At 29.8% G+C, this 15,470-nt stretch carries 17 protein-coding genes and 1 other annotated feature; of the genes, 13 read left to right on the forward strand and 4 right to left on the reverse strand.

What is annotated here, in order from left to right:
* Positions 1 to 32: 32 nt before the first annotated feature.
* Both C3E89_RS10040 and C3E89_RS10045 read right to left on the reverse strand, forming a co-directional pair.
* Positions 33 to 1,001, reverse strand: coding sequence for a C40 family peptidase (locus tag C3E89_RS10040; RefSeq protein WP_236912659.1), 969 nt, complete (start codon positions 999 to 1,001; stop codon positions 33 to 35).
* A 250-nt stretch (positions 1,002 to 1,251) separates the two neighbouring features.
* Positions 1,252 to 2,262, reverse strand: coding sequence for an ABC transporter substrate-binding protein (locus C3E89_RS10045; RefSeq protein WP_442870596.1), 1,011 nt, complete (start codon positions 2,260 to 2,262; stop codon positions 1,252 to 1,254).
* Between the two features lie 112 nt (positions 2,263 to 2,374).
* Between C3E89_RS10045 and pgsA the strand changes: the two genes are divergently transcribed.
* The 5 genes from pgsA to C3E89_RS10070 all read left to right on the forward strand — a co-directional run bounded on the left by pgsA (position 2,375) and on the right by C3E89_RS10070 (position 8,547).
* Positions 2,375 to 2,911: a CDP-diacylglycerol--glycerol-3-phosphate 3-phosphatidyltransferase gene (gene pgsA / locus C3E89_RS10050; RefSeq protein WP_236912661.1), complete on the forward strand. Its 537-nt coding sequence runs from the start codon at positions 2,375 to 2,377 to the stop codon at positions 2,909 to 2,911.
* A 52-nt stretch (positions 2,912 to 2,963) separates the two neighbouring features.
* Positions 2,964 to 3,181, forward strand: a binding site (T-box leader).
* 66 nt (positions 3,182 to 3,247) lie between these two features.
* Positions 3,248 to 5,899 (forward strand): valine--tRNA ligase, encoded by a 2,652-nt coding sequence (locus tag C3E89_RS10055; protein ID WP_236912663.1) that lies wholly within the window; start codon positions 3,248 to 3,250, stop codon positions 5,897 to 5,899.
* 54 nt (positions 5,900 to 5,953) lie between these two features.
* Complete coding sequence (locus tag C3E89_RS10060) at positions 5,954 to 7,249, forward strand: bifunctional folylpolyglutamate synthase/dihydrofolate synthase (RefSeq protein WP_236912666.1); 1,296 nt, start codon at positions 5,954 to 5,956, stop codon at positions 7,247 to 7,249.
* A gap of 57 nt (positions 7,250 to 7,306) precedes the next feature.
* The gene (locus C3E89_RS10065; protein ID WP_236912667.1) at positions 7,307 to 7,528 is read left to right on the forward strand and encodes a hypothetical protein; all 222 of its coding nucleotides are present in this window, start codon (positions 7,307 to 7,309) and stop codon (positions 7,526 to 7,528) included.
* Positions 7,529 to 7,611: 83 nt separating this feature from the next.
* Positions 7,612 to 8,547 carry a YncE family protein gene (locus C3E89_RS10070; protein ID WP_236912668.1) on the forward strand — a complete coding sequence of 312 codons (936 nt, stop codon included), beginning with the start codon at positions 7,612 to 7,614 and terminating at the stop codon, positions 8,545 to 8,547.
* Here the strand turns inward: C3E89_RS10070 and C3E89_RS10075 are convergent.
* Positions 8,533 to 9,084 (reverse strand): DUF4364 family protein, encoded by a 552-nt coding sequence (locus tag C3E89_RS10075; RefSeq protein WP_236912669.1) that lies wholly within the window; start codon positions 9,082 to 9,084, stop codon positions 8,533 to 8,535. The genes C3E89_RS10070 and C3E89_RS10075 overlap by 15 nt on opposite strands.
* Positions 9,085 to 9,172: 88 nt before the next feature.
* The gene (locus C3E89_RS10080) at positions 9,173 to 9,373 is read right to left on the reverse strand and encodes an alpha/beta-type small acid-soluble spore protein (RefSeq protein WP_236912671.1); all 201 of its coding nucleotides are present in this window, start codon (positions 9,371 to 9,373) and stop codon (positions 9,173 to 9,175) included.
* Between the two features lie 275 nt (positions 9,374 to 9,648).
* Between C3E89_RS10080 and pdaB the strand changes: the two genes are divergently transcribed.
* The 8 genes from pdaB (at position 9,649) to C3E89_RS10115 (ending at position 15,280) form a co-directional block, all read left to right on the forward strand.
* Positions 9,649 to 10,419 (forward strand): polysaccharide deacetylase family sporulation protein PdaB, encoded by a 771-nt coding sequence (pdaB, locus tag C3E89_RS10085; protein WP_236912672.1) that lies wholly within the window; start codon positions 9,649 to 9,651, stop codon positions 10,417 to 10,419.
* A gap of 30 nt (positions 10,420 to 10,449) precedes the next feature.
* A complete protein-coding gene (locus C3E89_RS10090) occupies positions 10,450 to 11,511 on the forward strand; it encodes a Mur ligase family protein (RefSeq protein ID WP_236912674.1) in 1,062 nt (353 codons plus the stop codon).
* Positions 11,512 to 11,730: 219 nt separating this feature from the next.
* Complete coding sequence (locus C3E89_RS10095) at positions 11,731 to 12,393, forward strand: single-stranded DNA-binding protein (protein ID WP_336512971.1); 663 nt, start codon at positions 11,731 to 11,733, stop codon at positions 12,391 to 12,393.
* Between the two features lie 140 nt (positions 12,394 to 12,533).
* Positions 12,534 to 12,659, forward strand: a complete 126-nt coding sequence (locus C3E89_RS13340; protein WP_272876604.1) for a hypothetical protein — start codon at positions 12,534 to 12,536, stop codon at positions 12,657 to 12,659.
* A 25-nt stretch (positions 12,660 to 12,684) separates the two neighbouring features.
* Positions 12,685 to 13,212: a hypoxanthine phosphoribosyltransferase gene (gene hpt / locus C3E89_RS10100; protein ID WP_236912677.1), complete on the forward strand. Its 528-nt coding sequence runs from the start codon at positions 12,685 to 12,687 to the stop codon at positions 13,210 to 13,212.
* Positions 13,213 to 13,300: 88 nt separating this feature from the next.
* A complete protein-coding gene (locus C3E89_RS10105; RefSeq protein ID WP_236912680.1) occupies positions 13,301 to 14,251 on the forward strand; it encodes a type II CAAX endopeptidase family protein in 951 nt (316 codons plus the stop codon).
* Between the two features lie 49 nt (positions 14,252 to 14,300).
* Positions 14,301 to 14,522 carry a small, acid-soluble spore protein, alpha/beta type gene (locus C3E89_RS10110; RefSeq protein WP_236912683.1) on the forward strand — a complete coding sequence of 74 codons (222 nt, stop codon included), beginning with the start codon at positions 14,301 to 14,303 and terminating at the stop codon, positions 14,520 to 14,522.
* A 23-nt stretch (positions 14,523 to 14,545) separates the two neighbouring features.
* Positions 14,546 to 15,280, forward strand: coding sequence for a class I SAM-dependent DNA methyltransferase (locus tag C3E89_RS10115; protein ID WP_236912685.1), 735 nt, complete (start codon positions 14,546 to 14,548; stop codon positions 15,278 to 15,280).
* Positions 15,281 to 15,470 lie beyond the last annotated feature (190 nt).

The following is a 15,470-nucleotide window of genomic DNA, read 5'->3' on the forward strand; positions in this document are numbered from 1 at the left end:
GGACTGTTGTCAAAACAGTCCTTTTTATCTACTTAAAATACTCTTCTACCATAGGAGAAATGATTGCTATAATAACCAGAACTTAGGTTAGATATTGTAACTCCTTTACTTCTAGAAGAACTGGAATGGATAAAATCACCATTTCCTATATATATGCCCGTATGACTAGGACCAGACCTATATGTACCATGGAAAACAACTAAATCTCCAATTTCTAAATTTTCTTTACTCACTTTTTTACCTGCACTTGCTTGTTCTATAGAGGTGCGAGGTACGGTAATACCGTGTTGACTATATACAAACTGAACAAAACCTGAGCAATCAAATCCATTAGGGGTTGTACCGCTGTAACGATAAGGGGTACCAATATATTTTTTAGCTGTATCTATAATACTTTCTGCTAAAGAGCTATTTCTTGATCCACCTCTACTGGCTGAAGGGTCTAGTTTACGTTTATTTCCTTTCAATGCCTCGTTTATAGCTTGGATGGTTTCAGAACCAGCTACTCCATCTACCTTTATTCCATATAATTTTTGAAAATCTTTAATAGCTTGTCTAGTTTCAGAACCAAAATATGTAGTACACTCATCTATATCTAGTAATCCTAATATTTTAAGCCTTTCCTGTAAAGCTTTAACATCTTCTCCTTCAACACCATCCTTTAAAACCCGTTCATATATTAAAGGTTTTAAGTCTAAAATTCTCTGTAGTGCTTCAAAAGTTTCAGAACCAAAAGAGCCATCTGGATCTAATCCTTGGGATCTTTGAAACTCCTTTACAGCATTCAGGGTTTTATCACCATAATATGTAGTAGTCTCTTCTAAGTCTAGAAAGTTTAAATTTATCAAATGTTCTTGGAGAATTTGCACATCTTTATGATCTATTCCATGTTTTAATACTTGATCTCCTAAATCAGCTTGTACAAAGACAGGGTTTGCAAATAGAGTTCCAGCTATGGTAAAGGTAATAATCGTATTTTTCAAAGAATTTATATCAGTCATGAGAACAACTCCTTTATTTGCTAGATTAAATTTTAATTATTATTAGTATATAATAAATTGTCGAATAAATAAAGGGTAAATTGTAACTATTTTGTAAACATTTTTATCCAAGTTTTGGAATATCCTTCTAGAGTAGCTAAAATACTTGATTTTATAATTTTTTGAAAGAAGTGAAAAATCCTAAATTTTAGATTATTCACTTCTTTCAATTAGTAAATCAAAGGATGTTTTAAGACTAATCCATAATAATCTATTTTTTTATACTTTCCATAGCTTTTTCTGCAAATTTAGTAGTAACTATTTTTTCATAATCTGCTCTTTGTTCTAATTCCCCTGCTAGTTCCATAATATCCATCATATGGTTCAAACCTTCCTCTGTTATTATCAAATCTGGCTTCCAACTATCCTGTTCCCTGTATCTATCGATTAAAGCAATTAGTACTTCATCATCTGTATCTGGAAACTGGGGTTTAACTGCTTCTGCAATTTCTTCAGAAGAATGGTTTTGTACCCACAACATTCCTTTATATATGGCATTAGTAAATTTTTGCACCAATTCAGGGTCTTCTTCGATTATGCTCTTAGTTGTAGAATAACAAGTATAAGGTATATAACCTCCTTCTTTACCAATAGAAGCAACTACATAGCCTTTACCTTCTTTTTCTAAAGTGGCTGCCACTGGCTCAAACAATGAAACATAATCCCCTTCACCACCAACGAAAGCGCCTGCTAATACATCAAACTGGATATCCGTTCTTAAGTTTACATCTTCTCCAGGAGTAAGACCATGTTTTTTTACTACATATTCTAAAGTCATAAAAGGCATTCCACCTTTTCTTCCGCCCAGTACTTCCTTACCTTTAAGTTTATCAAAAGTAAAATCCGGGTCAGGCTCCCTTGCTACAAGGAAAGAACCATCTCTTTGAGTTAATTGAGCAAAGTTAATGGCATAATCTCCTCTACCTTGATTATAAACATATACTGAAGCTTCCGGTCCCATAAAAGCAATATCCGCTTCACCACTTAATAGTGCAGCCATACATTTATCTGCCCCTTTGCCATCTGTAAGTTCTACTTTTAGTCCTTCCTCTTCAAAAAATCCTTGGGTTATTGCCACGTATTGAGGAGTGTAAAATAGGGAATGAGTTACTTCGATCAATCTAACTTTCTTCAATTCGTCCTTTTTGCAACCAGTTAACCCTAATGTCATGAATAATGTTAATACTAGAAATATGGAAATTATTTTAAAAACCTTTGACAAATATATCCCTCCTATAATATTATATGAATAATGGGTAATCTTTTATAGTTATAATATTCTAATTATTTTTTTTGGTTACTAACTAAATAGATAATTGAAGAGAGGTTTTAATATGAATATTCCTAATATGTTGACTATATTGAGAATTATATTAGTTCCCATATATTTATTGCTTTTTTATTCAGTTAAAGAAAACCACCTGCTATATGCAGGAATTGTTTTTATAATGGCTGGAGTGTCAGATGTTTTAGACGGTTATATTGCACGGAAATATGATTTAACAACTAAAATTGGAGCTGCATTAGACCCATTAGCAGATAAATTGATGACCTTTGCAGTATTGATAAGCTTTACTACAGCTCAGTTGATACCTACTTGGGTATTGTTAATAATTGGAGCCAAAGAAATTATGATGATAATAGGTGGATTTGTACTATATTTATTAAAAGGTAATAAGGTCCTTCCCTCAAATAAATATGGGAAGATTGCAACGGTTTCTTTCTATGCTGCAATTCTTTCTATAGTATTTAAATTTCCCAATCCAAACGTAACGAAATTATTAACTTTGACTACAGTAATACTAAATATATTAGCTTTTATAAACTATCTAGTGATTTATTTATCTAAAGATAGTAAAAACTATATTTAGATAATGTTGACAAAGACTAGTATTATCTGTATAATATTCTCTAACAATTCTATATATTACGATGAAGAAGAGGAGTAGGTAATTAACCTATTACAGAGAAAAAGCCCTTAGGCTGAAAGGCTTTTATAGGCAATGATTATTGAAGGTAGCTTCTAAGTATTCTAGTTGAAAATTAGAGTAGACTAGAACGGATAAACCGTTATAAATACTAAGGGCCATAATATTATTATGGAATTAAGGTGGTACCGCGAAAAACCCTTCGTCCTTATATAAGGATGGAGGGTTTTTATATTGTGAATTGTGGATGATGAATAGAGTAAAAGAGGAGGAATTAAGATGATAGAAAATTTACCAAAAACCTATAATCCTAAAGATTTTGAAGATAGGTTGTATGAATTTTGGAAAGAAAAAGAATATTTTATAGCTAATGTAGATAAAAATAAGAAGCCTTATACCATTATGATGCCTCCACCAAATGTTACTGGAAATCTTCATATGGGGCATGCATTAAATAATACTATCCAGGATATTTTAATTCGGTGGAAAAGGATGGAAGGTTATGAAGCTTTATGGTTGCCAGGAACGGATCATGCTAGTATTTCCACAGAAGCAAAGGTTGTAGAAAAGATTAGATCTGAAGGAAGGACAAAGGAAAAATTAGGCAGGGAAAACTTCATCCAAGAAGCATGGGACTGGACTAGAAAATACGGGGGCAATATAAATAATCAGCTTGAAAAACTAGGAGTATCTTGCGATTGGAGTAGAGAAAGATTTACCCTAGATGATAGTCTAAGTGATGCAGTAGAAGAAGTATTCATTAGACTATATGAAAAAGGTTTAATCTATAGAGGAGATAGGATTATCAACTGGTGTCCAAATTGTAAAACAGCTATATCCGATGCAGAAGTAGACCATGAAGAAACAGCAGGCCATATATGGCATATAAGATATCCAATTAAAGATGAAGGAGAATATATCGTTATTGCCACTACTAGACCTGAGACCATGTTAGGAGATTTAGCCATAGCAGTTCACCCAGAAGATGATAGATACAAAGAAGTAGTAGGAAAGACTGCTATACTACCATTGGTAAATAGAGAAATACCTATTATAGCTGATGAATATGTAGAAATGGACTTTGGATCTGGTGCAGTAAAGATTACTCCATCCCATGATCCTAACGATTTCGAAGTAGGAGAAAGACATAATTTGGGCCAATATATAATAATGAATGAGGATGGAACTATTAACGAAAATGGTGGTAAGTATAGTGGATTGGAACGATATGAAGCAAGAAAAAGAATAGTAGAAGATTTAAAAAGTGAGGGTTATCTAGTAGAAATAAGGGATCACGATAATAGTATAGGCCATTGTGAAAGATGTAAAACTGTAGTTGAACCTTTAATATCTAAACAATGGTTTGTAAAAATGGAACCCTTAGCTAAACCAGCTCTAGATGCTTATAAAGAGGGAAAACTAAACTTCATTCCAGAAAGATTTGGAAAAGTTTATACCCATTGGTTAGAGGAAATTAGAGATTGGTGTATATCTAGACAATTATGGTGGGGGCATAGATTACCTGTATATTATTGTGAAGACTGTGAAGAAATAATGGTTTCTAAAGAAATGCCAACAAAATGTACTAAATGTAATAGTACCAATATATATCAGGATCCAGATACATTAGACACTTGGTTTTCATCTGCCCTATGGCCTTTTTCAACATTAGGTTGGCCAGAAGAAACAGAAGATCTAAAATATTTCTTCCCAACAGATGTATTAGTAACAGGATATGATATTATTTTCTTCTGGGTAGTTAGAATGGTATTTTCAAGCTTGGAACACACTGGAGAAGTACCCTTTAAGGATGTTTTTTTAACTGGGTTGGTAAGGGATGCAGAAGGTAGGAAGATGAGTAAGTCCTTAGGAAATGGAATAGACCCATTAGATGTAATAGAGGAATATGGAGCTGATGCTTTAAGATTCACTCTGGTTACTGGAAATACTCCAGGAAATGATATGCGATTCTATATGGAAAGAGTTGAAGCCAATAGAAATTTTGCTAATAAATTATGGAATGCTACTAGATTCGTATTGATGAATTTAGATGAAAAGGCAGCAATGGAGACAATCTTCGATGAATATCTGGAAGAAGAGGATAAATGGATAATATCACGGGTAAATAGGGTGATTAAAGAAGTTACAACAAATCTTAATAAATATGAAATAGGAATGGCAGCTCAAAGGATTTATGATTTCATTTGGGACGAATACTGTGATTGGTATATTGAAATGGTTAAACCTAGATTATATGGAGAAAACAAAGAAAGTAAAGAAACAGCAGAAAAGGTATTGCTTCATGTATTAGAAAATATATTAAAATTATTACATCCATTTATGCCCTATATTACGGAAGAAATATGGAGACATTTACCTGGAAGGGAAAAATCTCTAATTGTAAGCACTTGGCCAGTATATCATGAAGATAAGGAAAACTTAGAAGCAGAAAAGAGAATGGCCTTTATAATGGAAGCCATTAAAGGCATAAGGAATGCAAGACAAGAGATGAATATAGCACCATCTAGAAAAGCTACCCTAATATTTGTAACTAAAGATGAAGGAATAAAAAGTATTATCAATTATGGTAAAAGATATTTTACCAACTTAGCTAGTGGTGAAGATATACAAATACAAGAAGATAAATCTAATTTAGGAGAAGACAATATATCCGTAGTATTAAATAAATGTGAAGTATATATTCCATTAAAAAATCTAATCGATTTCGAAAAGGAAATAGAAAGATTGGAAAAAGAGAAGCAAAAACTAGAAGGAGAACTTAAAAGGGTTAGAGGAAAACTTTCCAATGAAGGGTTTATTCAAAAAGCACCAGAACAAGTTGTAGAGAAAGAAAAAGCTAAAGAAAAGAAATATCAAGACATGATGAATAAAGTTCTAGAAAGGTTAGAAAGTCTAAAATCCAATAATTGATTATAGGGTGGATAGGCTCCACCTTGTAAAAATAAATAGAGGCGGGGGAAGGAAATGAACTATGTAGAGGCTTTAAACTATATAAATGACAAAAATAAATTTGGTTCAAGATTAGGATTAGATGTAATAGGAAAGCTATTAGATCTATTAGGAAATCCCCATTTGGATATGAAATATATCCATGTGGCAGGTACCAATGGGAAAGGCTCTACTTCTGTCTATATGGCTACCATGTTAAAAGAAGCAGGTTATAAGGTAGGATTGTTTACATCTCCATATTTAGAAAGATTTAATGAGAGAATATCCATCAATGGACAATATATTCCCGATGAAAGGTTAGCAAAGATTACTGAAAAAGTAAAAGAAAAAATAGAAATTATGTTACAAAAAGGGTATGAACACCCTACTACTTTTGAAATAGTAACTACTATTGCCTTCCTATATTTTAAAGAAGAGAATGTAGATTTTATAGTATTAGAGGTAGGATTAGGGGGAAGAGCTGATTCAACAAATGTTATTAGAGAGTCTTATGCTTCTGTTATAACTACAATAGACTATGATCATACTGATGTATTAGGAGATACATTGGGAAAGATTGCCTATGAAAAGGCTGGAATTATTAAAGAAAAAGGTCTTGTAATTTCATACCCTCAGGAAATAGAAGCCTTTAAAGTTATTGAGGGGGTAGCGTTAGAAAAGAAAGCAAAATTAATCCGTTGCCCTATGGAAAAGGTGGAGATAATCCGCTTGAGCCAAGAAGGTGGAGTTTTCAATTTCTCATATAAAGATCAAATTTATAAGAATTTGGAAATTAGTTTAATAGGGGAATATCAAGTATATAATGCTACATTAGCGTTGATGACTATTTTAGTTTTAAAGGATAAAGGGTTAATTAATATAGAAGAAAAGCAGATTAGAGAAGGGCTTAAAAATACCAAATGGCCTGGAAGATTAGAAATACTGAAAAGAAATCCTACATTCCTAATCGATGGAGCTCATAATTTACAAGGGGCTAAAACTTTAGCTGAGAGTATTAAAAAATTTAAGTATAATAAACTAATTCTTGGGATAGCAATACTTAAAGACAAGGATGTAGATCATATAGTGGAGACAATAGTGCCCTTAGCAGATAATATAATAATTACAGAAGTAAATATGCCTAGAAAAATGGAAGCTGAGGCTCTAGAAAAGATAATCAATAAATATAATAATAACACTATCATAGAAAAAGACATGAAGGAAGCCATAGATAAAAGCTATGAATTAGCAGAAGATGGAGACTTAATTGTATTCGGTGGATCTTTATATTTAATTGGAGATATTAGAAAAATCATACTAAAAAATAACTAGTATATGTAACCTTCCTATAGAATATACATATTTATAGATTCTATAGGAGGTTTTTTTATGAATAAAGTGAAATTGTTTTCATACACCAATTTGACAAATGAACAATTAATCGACTTTACTTTAGAAGAAATGGAAAAATTAAAAACCTTGTCAAATTTTCAGGATTTTGATGAATATGAAAAGAGAGTCCCTATAGTAAATCAATTGATAATTGAGGTTAAAAGAAGAAATCTATCAATTAAAAAACCTTTACTGGCAAAAAGGATTTTTAGCAAATAGAAAGCAAATAGAAAATATATATTATCACCTTAATCCACTAATATGCATAGATTAACTTATATATAGTGGATGGAGGTGAGAAGTTGATATTAAAGGGAAAAGTTGTAGTTGCAAATACTGGAGATGATACATTAACTCTCATAGATTTTGATAACGGGGAAATAGAGATTCTAGATCTAATAAAAATTGCTAGTGTTATGGATGAAAAAGCCCTTAGGCTAAAAGGATATATTATTGGGCCCTATGATATTGTATCCAGTCAACAGGGATATGTCTACTGTACCAATGTTTATGATAATTCGGTTTTCAAAATGGATTTGAAAAACAAAAAAATAATAGATATTTTAGCTGTAGGCAGTTATCCTACATGTATTAAGTATTTCAACAAACGTCTCTTTATAGCTAATACAGATTCTAATTCTATTTCTATAATAGATGAAGAAAGCTTTTCTTTAGTTGAGAATATACCAGTAGGAGAGAAACCTACCTATATTGAAATTGATCAAAACAACAAGAATATCTATGTAGTAAATAGTAATGGATATAGCATTGACCTTATAAGTTTAAATGGAGAGGAACACCACACCATAAAACTAAACAACAATCCTGTTAAAATAGCTATTTTTGAAAATCAAATCTATATTCTTTCTAATATTAACAATGGTATTATTAACAATAGTAATATATCCATAATAAATTTAAAAACCTTTGAAGAAGAGAGCTGCACTGAAATTGAAGGAATTTTTAGCAATATGTTAAAAATAAATGGCAGCGAAATCATATTTATTACCAATATGGATAATGGATGTCTATATAGGATGGATATAAAGGGGAAAAACATGCTAAGTAAAACATATTTAAAAGGAATGCCCAATAAGCTAGAATGGAATAAAGATAATATCTTATTTATTTCAAATATTTCAACCAATATGCTCACTTTATTCCATATAAAAGACAATAAAGTAATAAAAAATATTCAGGTTGGAAAGGAACCCAACGGGGTCCTAATCCTCAACTGAAGTGATTTTTTCACCAACTAACATATTTAATACATTCTTGTAAATATATTCAGTATTATTTTCCCAAGTATAACAAATTTTTTCTGCTTGTTTGATGGTGGGCACGTTTATATAAATACTAAATAAAGTTTCATCGTTTTCTACAAGTTTTAAATTAACCATAAACTGGTTATCGTCTTTTTTGAAAAACTCACTAAGTACTTGAGTTGCTTTTTTTTCATCTTTTTTAATTTGAATAAATTTATTTGTAATTTCTTCTTTAGTTTTATTAGGTATCCTATCTTCAAAATAAGATAGGGTAGCCTTCCCTTTATCCAGTATATGATAGACATTTTTATCCTCTTTAGTAATGTGTTCTATAAAACTAGAATTAATAAGCTCTGATAAATATTGCTGTATTAGAAAATAGTTCATATAATTTTTCTCCAATACAAACTCTGTAATTTCTTCATTGGTCAATGGCTTTTCAGATTTATCAATTATATATAATAAAAGCAATTTGTTTTGAGCTAAGTCTTCAGTATTCTCAATAAACATATTAGGCACCTCACTGAATTAATATAATCCTATTAAATTATATCATAAATTAAGAGGTAAGTGGCAGTCCACTTACCTCTTTTAAAATTTACTTATTAGCCATTTGATTTTGGGCAGTTTCTACTAATTTTTTCACCATATAACCACCCACATATCCATTTACTCTAGATGGTAATTCACCTTTATCTATGCTGTTGTAATTACTTACACCTAACTCATTAGCAATTTCTAACTTCAACTGTTCTAAAGCTTGCCTTGCTTCTGGGACTAATATTTTATTATTAGCCATTTTTTCTCCTCCTTACAACAACATATTTGAGTCGTTGTAATAATAATATAACCTTTTTTTCTATAAAATATCCTTGTAAGAAATGGTAATAAGTTTAAAAAAATTAAATTTATATGTAAAGAATTACTAAGAATTATTCATATAATTCTAGGGAAAATAATATTAATAATATAATAATTAATTTTATACTTTGTAAAAATGCAGTTTTCATAGAGAAGTAATATAAAAATGTTTTTGGAATAAATTGTACTATAGAAACTCTAGGAGGTGATATATTGAATAAAACATATAGGCAAGATAATATTATCTATAGAATATTGATAGTCATATTTGTCCTTATGATTTCCATCTCTTATACTACTATAAGAACTAATAGCAATATCTTAGAGGTTTTTTCCTATAAAAAAGAGTTGCCAATTTATAGTGTAGATACAAATGAAAAAAAGATAGCTTTAAGTTTTGATGCTGCATGGGGTGATGATTATACTTTAGGTATATTAGACATACTAGATAAATACGAAGTAAAGTCTACTTTTTTCCTAGTTGGGTTTTGGGTTGATAAATATCCGGAACATGTGAAAGAAATATATAAAAGAGGCCACGATGTAGGAAATCATTCTACCAATCACCCATATATGACAAAACTATCTGATGATGAAATCGTAAAGGAATTAAATATAACGGGAGATAAAATTGAAAAACTAATAAAAGAGAAGCCAATTCTATTTAGACCCCCTTTTGGAGACTATAATGATAGAGTCATAAATTTATGTAAAGAAAATGGATACTATGTAATCCAATGGGATGTAGATTCACTAGATTGGAAAGAACTGGGAGTTCAGCCAGTAGTAGATAGGGTTACACGAAATATTGAAAGTGGTTCTATAGTATTATTTCATAATAATGCAAAATATATAATAGAATACCTGCCTATAGTTATTGAAAGACTTCAGGATGAAGGCTATGAAATAGTTCCCATATCAGAATTAATTTATAAAGATAATTTTTATATGGATAACACAGGGAGGCAGAAACTCAAGGAATAAACAAATGAAATCTATAAGAGGAGCATCTTTATGTCTAGCGAGAAATTTATTTCAATTGGGGTATTAGGATCAGAAAAAAACAATGTAGCATTTCATATGATTAAGGAAATATTTATCAAGTCAGGTTTTCAATTACTCAATAATGAAAGCAATTTAATAACTATTTTAGCAAAGGGGAACAAATTCTTATTGATATCAGAACTTACAGCTAATACTATAGAAGGCATAGTAAAACTTAATTTTCATTTTGATATTATAATTCATACTAACCTAAAAATAAATAATTATGAAAATATCCTTTTCGAGGAAGTGATTCATCAAGCAAAGTATATAATCATGAATGTAGATGACAAAAATTATAGGAAACTACTAGCTAAGGAAGTTAAGGGGATTATAGTAACTTATGGGTTAAATAGAAAGGCAACTATAACTACTTCTAGTTTTAAATTTGCAAATAATATTCAATTTAATCTCTGTCAACAAAGAGAAATTTTAGGGTTAAATGGGATTAGGATGGAGCCTATGGAAATCCCCATTACATTAAATCTTATAGGAAAATCAAATATCTATTACAGTTTAGCAGCAATAGCATGTGGATTGATTTATGGAATAAGTATTGACGAAATGAGAAATATCCTATCTAATATAAAGGGAACATTTAGGTATTTAGAAAAAATACAGGACGAAGAATATATGATAATAGATAGTAATTGTAATATACCTGCTGATTACAATATGGTTTTTGAAGAGACTCAAAACTTGAAGTATAAAAATATATATATTATCAATGGAATAGAAATAGATCAAGGAATTTATACAATTAAGGATAATTTGAAAGCCATATTAAATTGGCAACCTATTTTAAATGTTAAAAAATTATTTTTATTTATAGATGGAAAGGAAGCTTTATTAAAGAATAATATTCATTTAATGCTTTCAAATCAAAAAGTAGATTATGAAATTTTTACTGATCTATATAGGTGTATTCATGCTGCAATGAAAGTATTATCTAAAAATGACCTTTTAATGATTTTAGGAAGTGAATCATTAAAAGAATGTAGAGAGCTTATAAATCAGCTAATTATTAATTAGCTGATTTTCAAAATTTACTAGCAAAATATACTCAAATTTGATAAAATATTGTCAAATAATTTTTACAAAAGAATAATAATCTATACTAGGTCAAGGATTATAATCCGTAATAAAAAGTTTTCATTTTATCATATTAATTGGAATCATGGAATAAATATAGTTATAGATTATAAAATACATAAGAATAAGGGGGAGATGGTATTAGTGGTTAAGAGGATTATGGAAACAAATGTGGTAGAAGTTATTGGAAAGGTAAGTACACCCATGGAGTTTAGTCATGAAATGTATGGAGAAGGATTCTATAACTTTGATTTGGAAGTTCCTAGATTAAGCAATTCTGTCGATATTCTACCAGTAACAATATCTGAACGGCTAATAGTCAATATGGACTTATCCATAGGTTCTCATGTGCAAATTTATGGACAACTACGCTCTTATAATCGATATGTGGATAATACAAGTAGATTGGTATTGACGATATTTGCAAGAGACATAAGATTGTTAGAAGATGAAGAAGAAACAAAGGAACTATTAAAATCACCAAACGAAATTTTTTTAGATGGCTATATATGTAAACCGCCTATCTACAGAACGACTCCTTTTGGAAGAGAAATATCAGATTTACTCATTGCTGTTAATAGGGCCTACAATAAATCCGATTACATACCTTGTATAGCCTGGGGAAGAAATGCCAGGTTCTGCGAAAAACTACTGGTAGGAGATCATATTAAATTGTGGGGTAGAATCCAAAGCAGAGAGTATCAGAAAAAGTATAGTAATGATGTAGTAGAAACTAAAGTAGCTTATGAAGTATCCATTTCAAAGCTAGAATACGTAGAAAATGACAATAATAGATTAGACCTTTGTGAAGAAGAAGCATAAGAATTAAAAAATGTCTTTTCATTAAGAAATGAGAAGACATTTTTTAATTTACTCTTTCACCAAGTTAATAATTTATGGTATAATCAACACAATATAAATATGTTTTCCACTAATCCAAACTAGAGATAAGGAGAAGATTAATGAATATTAGAATTATAATTATCACCACATTAATAATTATACTCGTAAGTCTTCAATATACTCTAAACAGAATATTAGTAGAAATTAAAGAGATCAAAGAAATATTGAAAAGTAGACCAAGGTAAATATCAAAAGAAAGGGGAGAATAAATTGCAACTAGATAAAAAACCAAAAGTATTATTTGATGCAAACAAAATAGCTGAAAGGGTCAGGGAACTGGGGGAGGAAATATCAAAAGATTATGAAGGCAATAATATCATCGTTATATCTTTATTAAGGGGAAGTTTTGTTTTTGCAGCAGATTTAGTTCGTGCCATTCATATCCCTGTAAATATAGATTTTATGACTACATCAAGTTATGGACATGATGAGGTTACTTCCGGTATAGTGGATATTGTTACAGATATTCGAACTAATATAGAAGGAAAACATGTTTTAATTGTAGATGATATAATGGACTCTGGATATACTATGAACAAAGTAGTAGAATATATTGCTAAGAAAAATCCTCAGTCCATTAAGGTATGTGTTATGCTAGACAAACCAAGTAGAAGAAAAGCCGATATAACACCAGATTATGTAGGTTTTACTATACCTGATGTATTTATAGTAGGCTATGGACTTAATTATGGGGATTATTATAGGAATGTACCTTATATTTTTACTTTTGATAACTAAAAACCTGGAGGATATCCTACAGGTTTTTAATTAGCTTATGATATAATATGAAGCATATTACAAATAATAATATAGGTAGGAGTGTTCAATGATAGAAAATAGAAAGAATCCATCAATTTTGGGAACCAATATTCTGTACTTAATTATTGCATTATTGTTAATTACATTTGGATCTATGGCACAAACCAGAGAATTGTATACTGGTCTTTTGATAACAGAATATATAATAGTATTGATGCCCACCCTTTTGTATTTAAAATTAAGAGGATATTCTATAAAAGAAGTACTTAGATTAAATAGGATTAGTTTAAAGCAATCTATTTATATTATTTTAATTGTTGTCTTTTCATATCCTTTAGCTATATTTTTTAATTATATAGGTATAATGGTCTTAAGTAAATTTGGTCAAGTATTACCTAATACAATACCTATACCTACAAATTTAAATGAATTTATAATTAGTTTTTTAATCATAGCATTAACACCAGGTATATGTGAAGAAGCTATGTTTAGGGGTCTTGTAATGAATTCCTATGAAAACTTAGGAAGTAAAAAGGCAATTATTTATTCAGCCATATTATTTGGAATGTTTCATTTTAATGTCCAAAATCTACTGGGGCCAATTGTTTTAGGTATAATATTTGGAATAATTGCATTGAAGACCAATTCTCTTTTTTCTACAATACTTGGGCATACTGTTAATAACACAATAGCTTTAATAATAGGTTATAATCTAATTGACTTAGAAAATTTACAAGGAGTCTCTCAGGCTGTAGATATTATGCCACAAGGAAGTATTATGGTATTTACTCTTATATTTTTAGGAATAATGGCTTTAGTTTCTGGACTTTTACTATTTAAATTGATTCAATCATTGCCTAGTAGTAGAAAAGAACCAACAAAACTTGATAATGCTTATAATGATATATTTATTAAAACTAGAATAAATAGAATAAAGATGAATATGGTGGAGAAAGTGCCAATATGGATATTTACACTAATATTTCTAATCTGGAATTATAGAATATTCTTCCTATAAGAATAAAAAAATCCCTCCTAACTAATAATAGATTTTAGGAGGGATTGATGTGGAAAAGAAAAATAAAAAAACTAATAAAAAGTCAAAGAAAAAAGAAACTCTTGAAGATAAATTAAAATATGAAATTGCTGCAGAATTAGGGTTAATGGATAAAATAGAAGAAGTTGGCTGGGGAGGATTAACAGCAAAAGAATCTGGTAAAATAGGCGGATTGATAACTGTTAGAAAAAGACAAATGAACAATAAACAAATAAATAAAAAGCAAGAGTAGAAGGTATAAGGGGGACATAAATAATGTATAGGGACTTTGCTTTTCTATATGACCAGTTGATGGCAGATATAGATTATGAAGAATGGTATTTATATATTAAAGATATAATGGAGAAGTTTAATAAGAATCCTAAAACTATATTAGAAATGGCCTGTGGGACTGGTAAATTATCTTACTATTTTGCCAGGGATGGATTTGATTTAACGTGTTTTGATTTATCACCAGATATGTTGAGCATCGCATATAATAAGCTTATAAAGTTTAGAAATGTTACTATTTTAAATCAAAACATGGTAGACTTCTATATAAACAAAAAATTTGATGGAATCATCTCCATATGTGATAGTATAAACTACATAACAGACAAGGATAATCTATTAAGAACTTTTAAGAATGTAAAAAATCACCTTACCCAAGATGGAATATTTATATTCGATATAAACTCCTATTATAAACTTAAGAAGATAATAGGTAATAATACTTTTGTCGAAGATAGGAAAGATTTGTTTTATATTTGGCAAAATTATTTCGATGATAAAAATAGTATTTCAGAATTTTATCTTACTTTCTTTATAAGAGAAGATAAGGATCATTTTAGAAGATTTGATGAGGAACATATGGAAAAGGCCTATAAAATAGAGGAGATTGTTGAATTGCTTAAGTTAGCAGGATTTTCAAAAATCTATTATTATGATGGCTTTACATTTGATGATCCTAGCAAAAAAAGTGAAAGAATTAACTTCGTTGTACTACCTTGATTTACAATTAAAAATTAAAGGAATAATAAATGAAATCTTTGGGAATATTATTTGACAAGGATAGCTAAATTGTGATAGACTAAGAAAAAGATAGATGATACATAGGACTCATCTATTAAATTGTTGTATTGGAGGAATGTTTTAAATGGTAAAAGGTACTGTAAAGTGGTTTAACGCTACAAAAGGTTAT

It is taken from the genome of Clostridium sp. Cult1 (genome assembly GCF_021655095.1).
GTDB lineage: Bacteria > Bacillota > Clostridia > Tissierellales > Tepidimicrobiaceae > Schnuerera.

Excerpts from the sequence above, each read along its gene's own strand:
- C3E89_RS10040 (WP_236912659.1), bottom strand. The coding sequence starts at position 1,001 with ATGACTGATATAAATTCTTTGAAAAATACGATTATTACCTTTACCATA.
- pgsA (WP_236912661.1), top strand. The coding sequence starts at position 2,375 with ATGAATATTCCTAATATGTTGACTATATTGAGAATTATATTAGTTCCC.
- C3E89_RS10055 (WP_236912663.1), top strand. The coding sequence starts at position 3,248 with ATGATAGAAAATTTACCAAAAACCTATAATCCTAAAGATTTTGAAGAT.
- C3E89_RS10060 (WP_236912666.1), top strand. The coding sequence starts at position 5,954 with ATGAACTATGTAGAGGCTTTAAACTATATAAATGACAAAAATAAATTT.
- C3E89_RS10065 (WP_236912667.1), top strand. The coding sequence starts at position 7,307 with ATGAATAAAGTGAAATTGTTTTCATACACCAATTTGACAAATGAACAA.
- C3E89_RS10075 (WP_236912669.1), bottom strand. The coding sequence starts at position 9,084 with ATGTTTATTGAGAATACTGAAGACTTAGCTCAAAACAAATTGCTTTTA.
- C3E89_RS10080 (WP_236912671.1), bottom strand. The coding sequence starts at position 9,373 with ATGGCTAATAATAAAATATTAGTCCCAGAAGCAAGGCAAGCTTTAGAA.
- C3E89_RS10090 (WP_236912674.1), top strand. The coding sequence starts at position 10,450 with ATGTCTAGCGAGAAATTTATTTCAATTGGGGTATTAGGATCAGAAAAA.
- C3E89_RS10095 (WP_336512971.1), top strand. The coding sequence starts at position 11,731 with ATGGAAACAAATGTGGTAGAAGTTATTGGAAAGGTAAGTACACCCATG.
- C3E89_RS13340 (WP_272876604.1), top strand. The coding sequence starts at position 12,534 with ATGAATATTAGAATTATAATTATCACCACATTAATAATTATACTCGTA.
- C3E89_RS10105 (WP_236912680.1), top strand. The coding sequence starts at position 13,301 with ATGATAGAAAATAGAAAGAATCCATCAATTTTGGGAACCAATATTCTG.
- C3E89_RS10115 (WP_236912685.1), top strand. The coding sequence starts at position 14,546 with ATGTATAGGGACTTTGCTTTTCTATATGACCAGTTGATGGCAGATATA.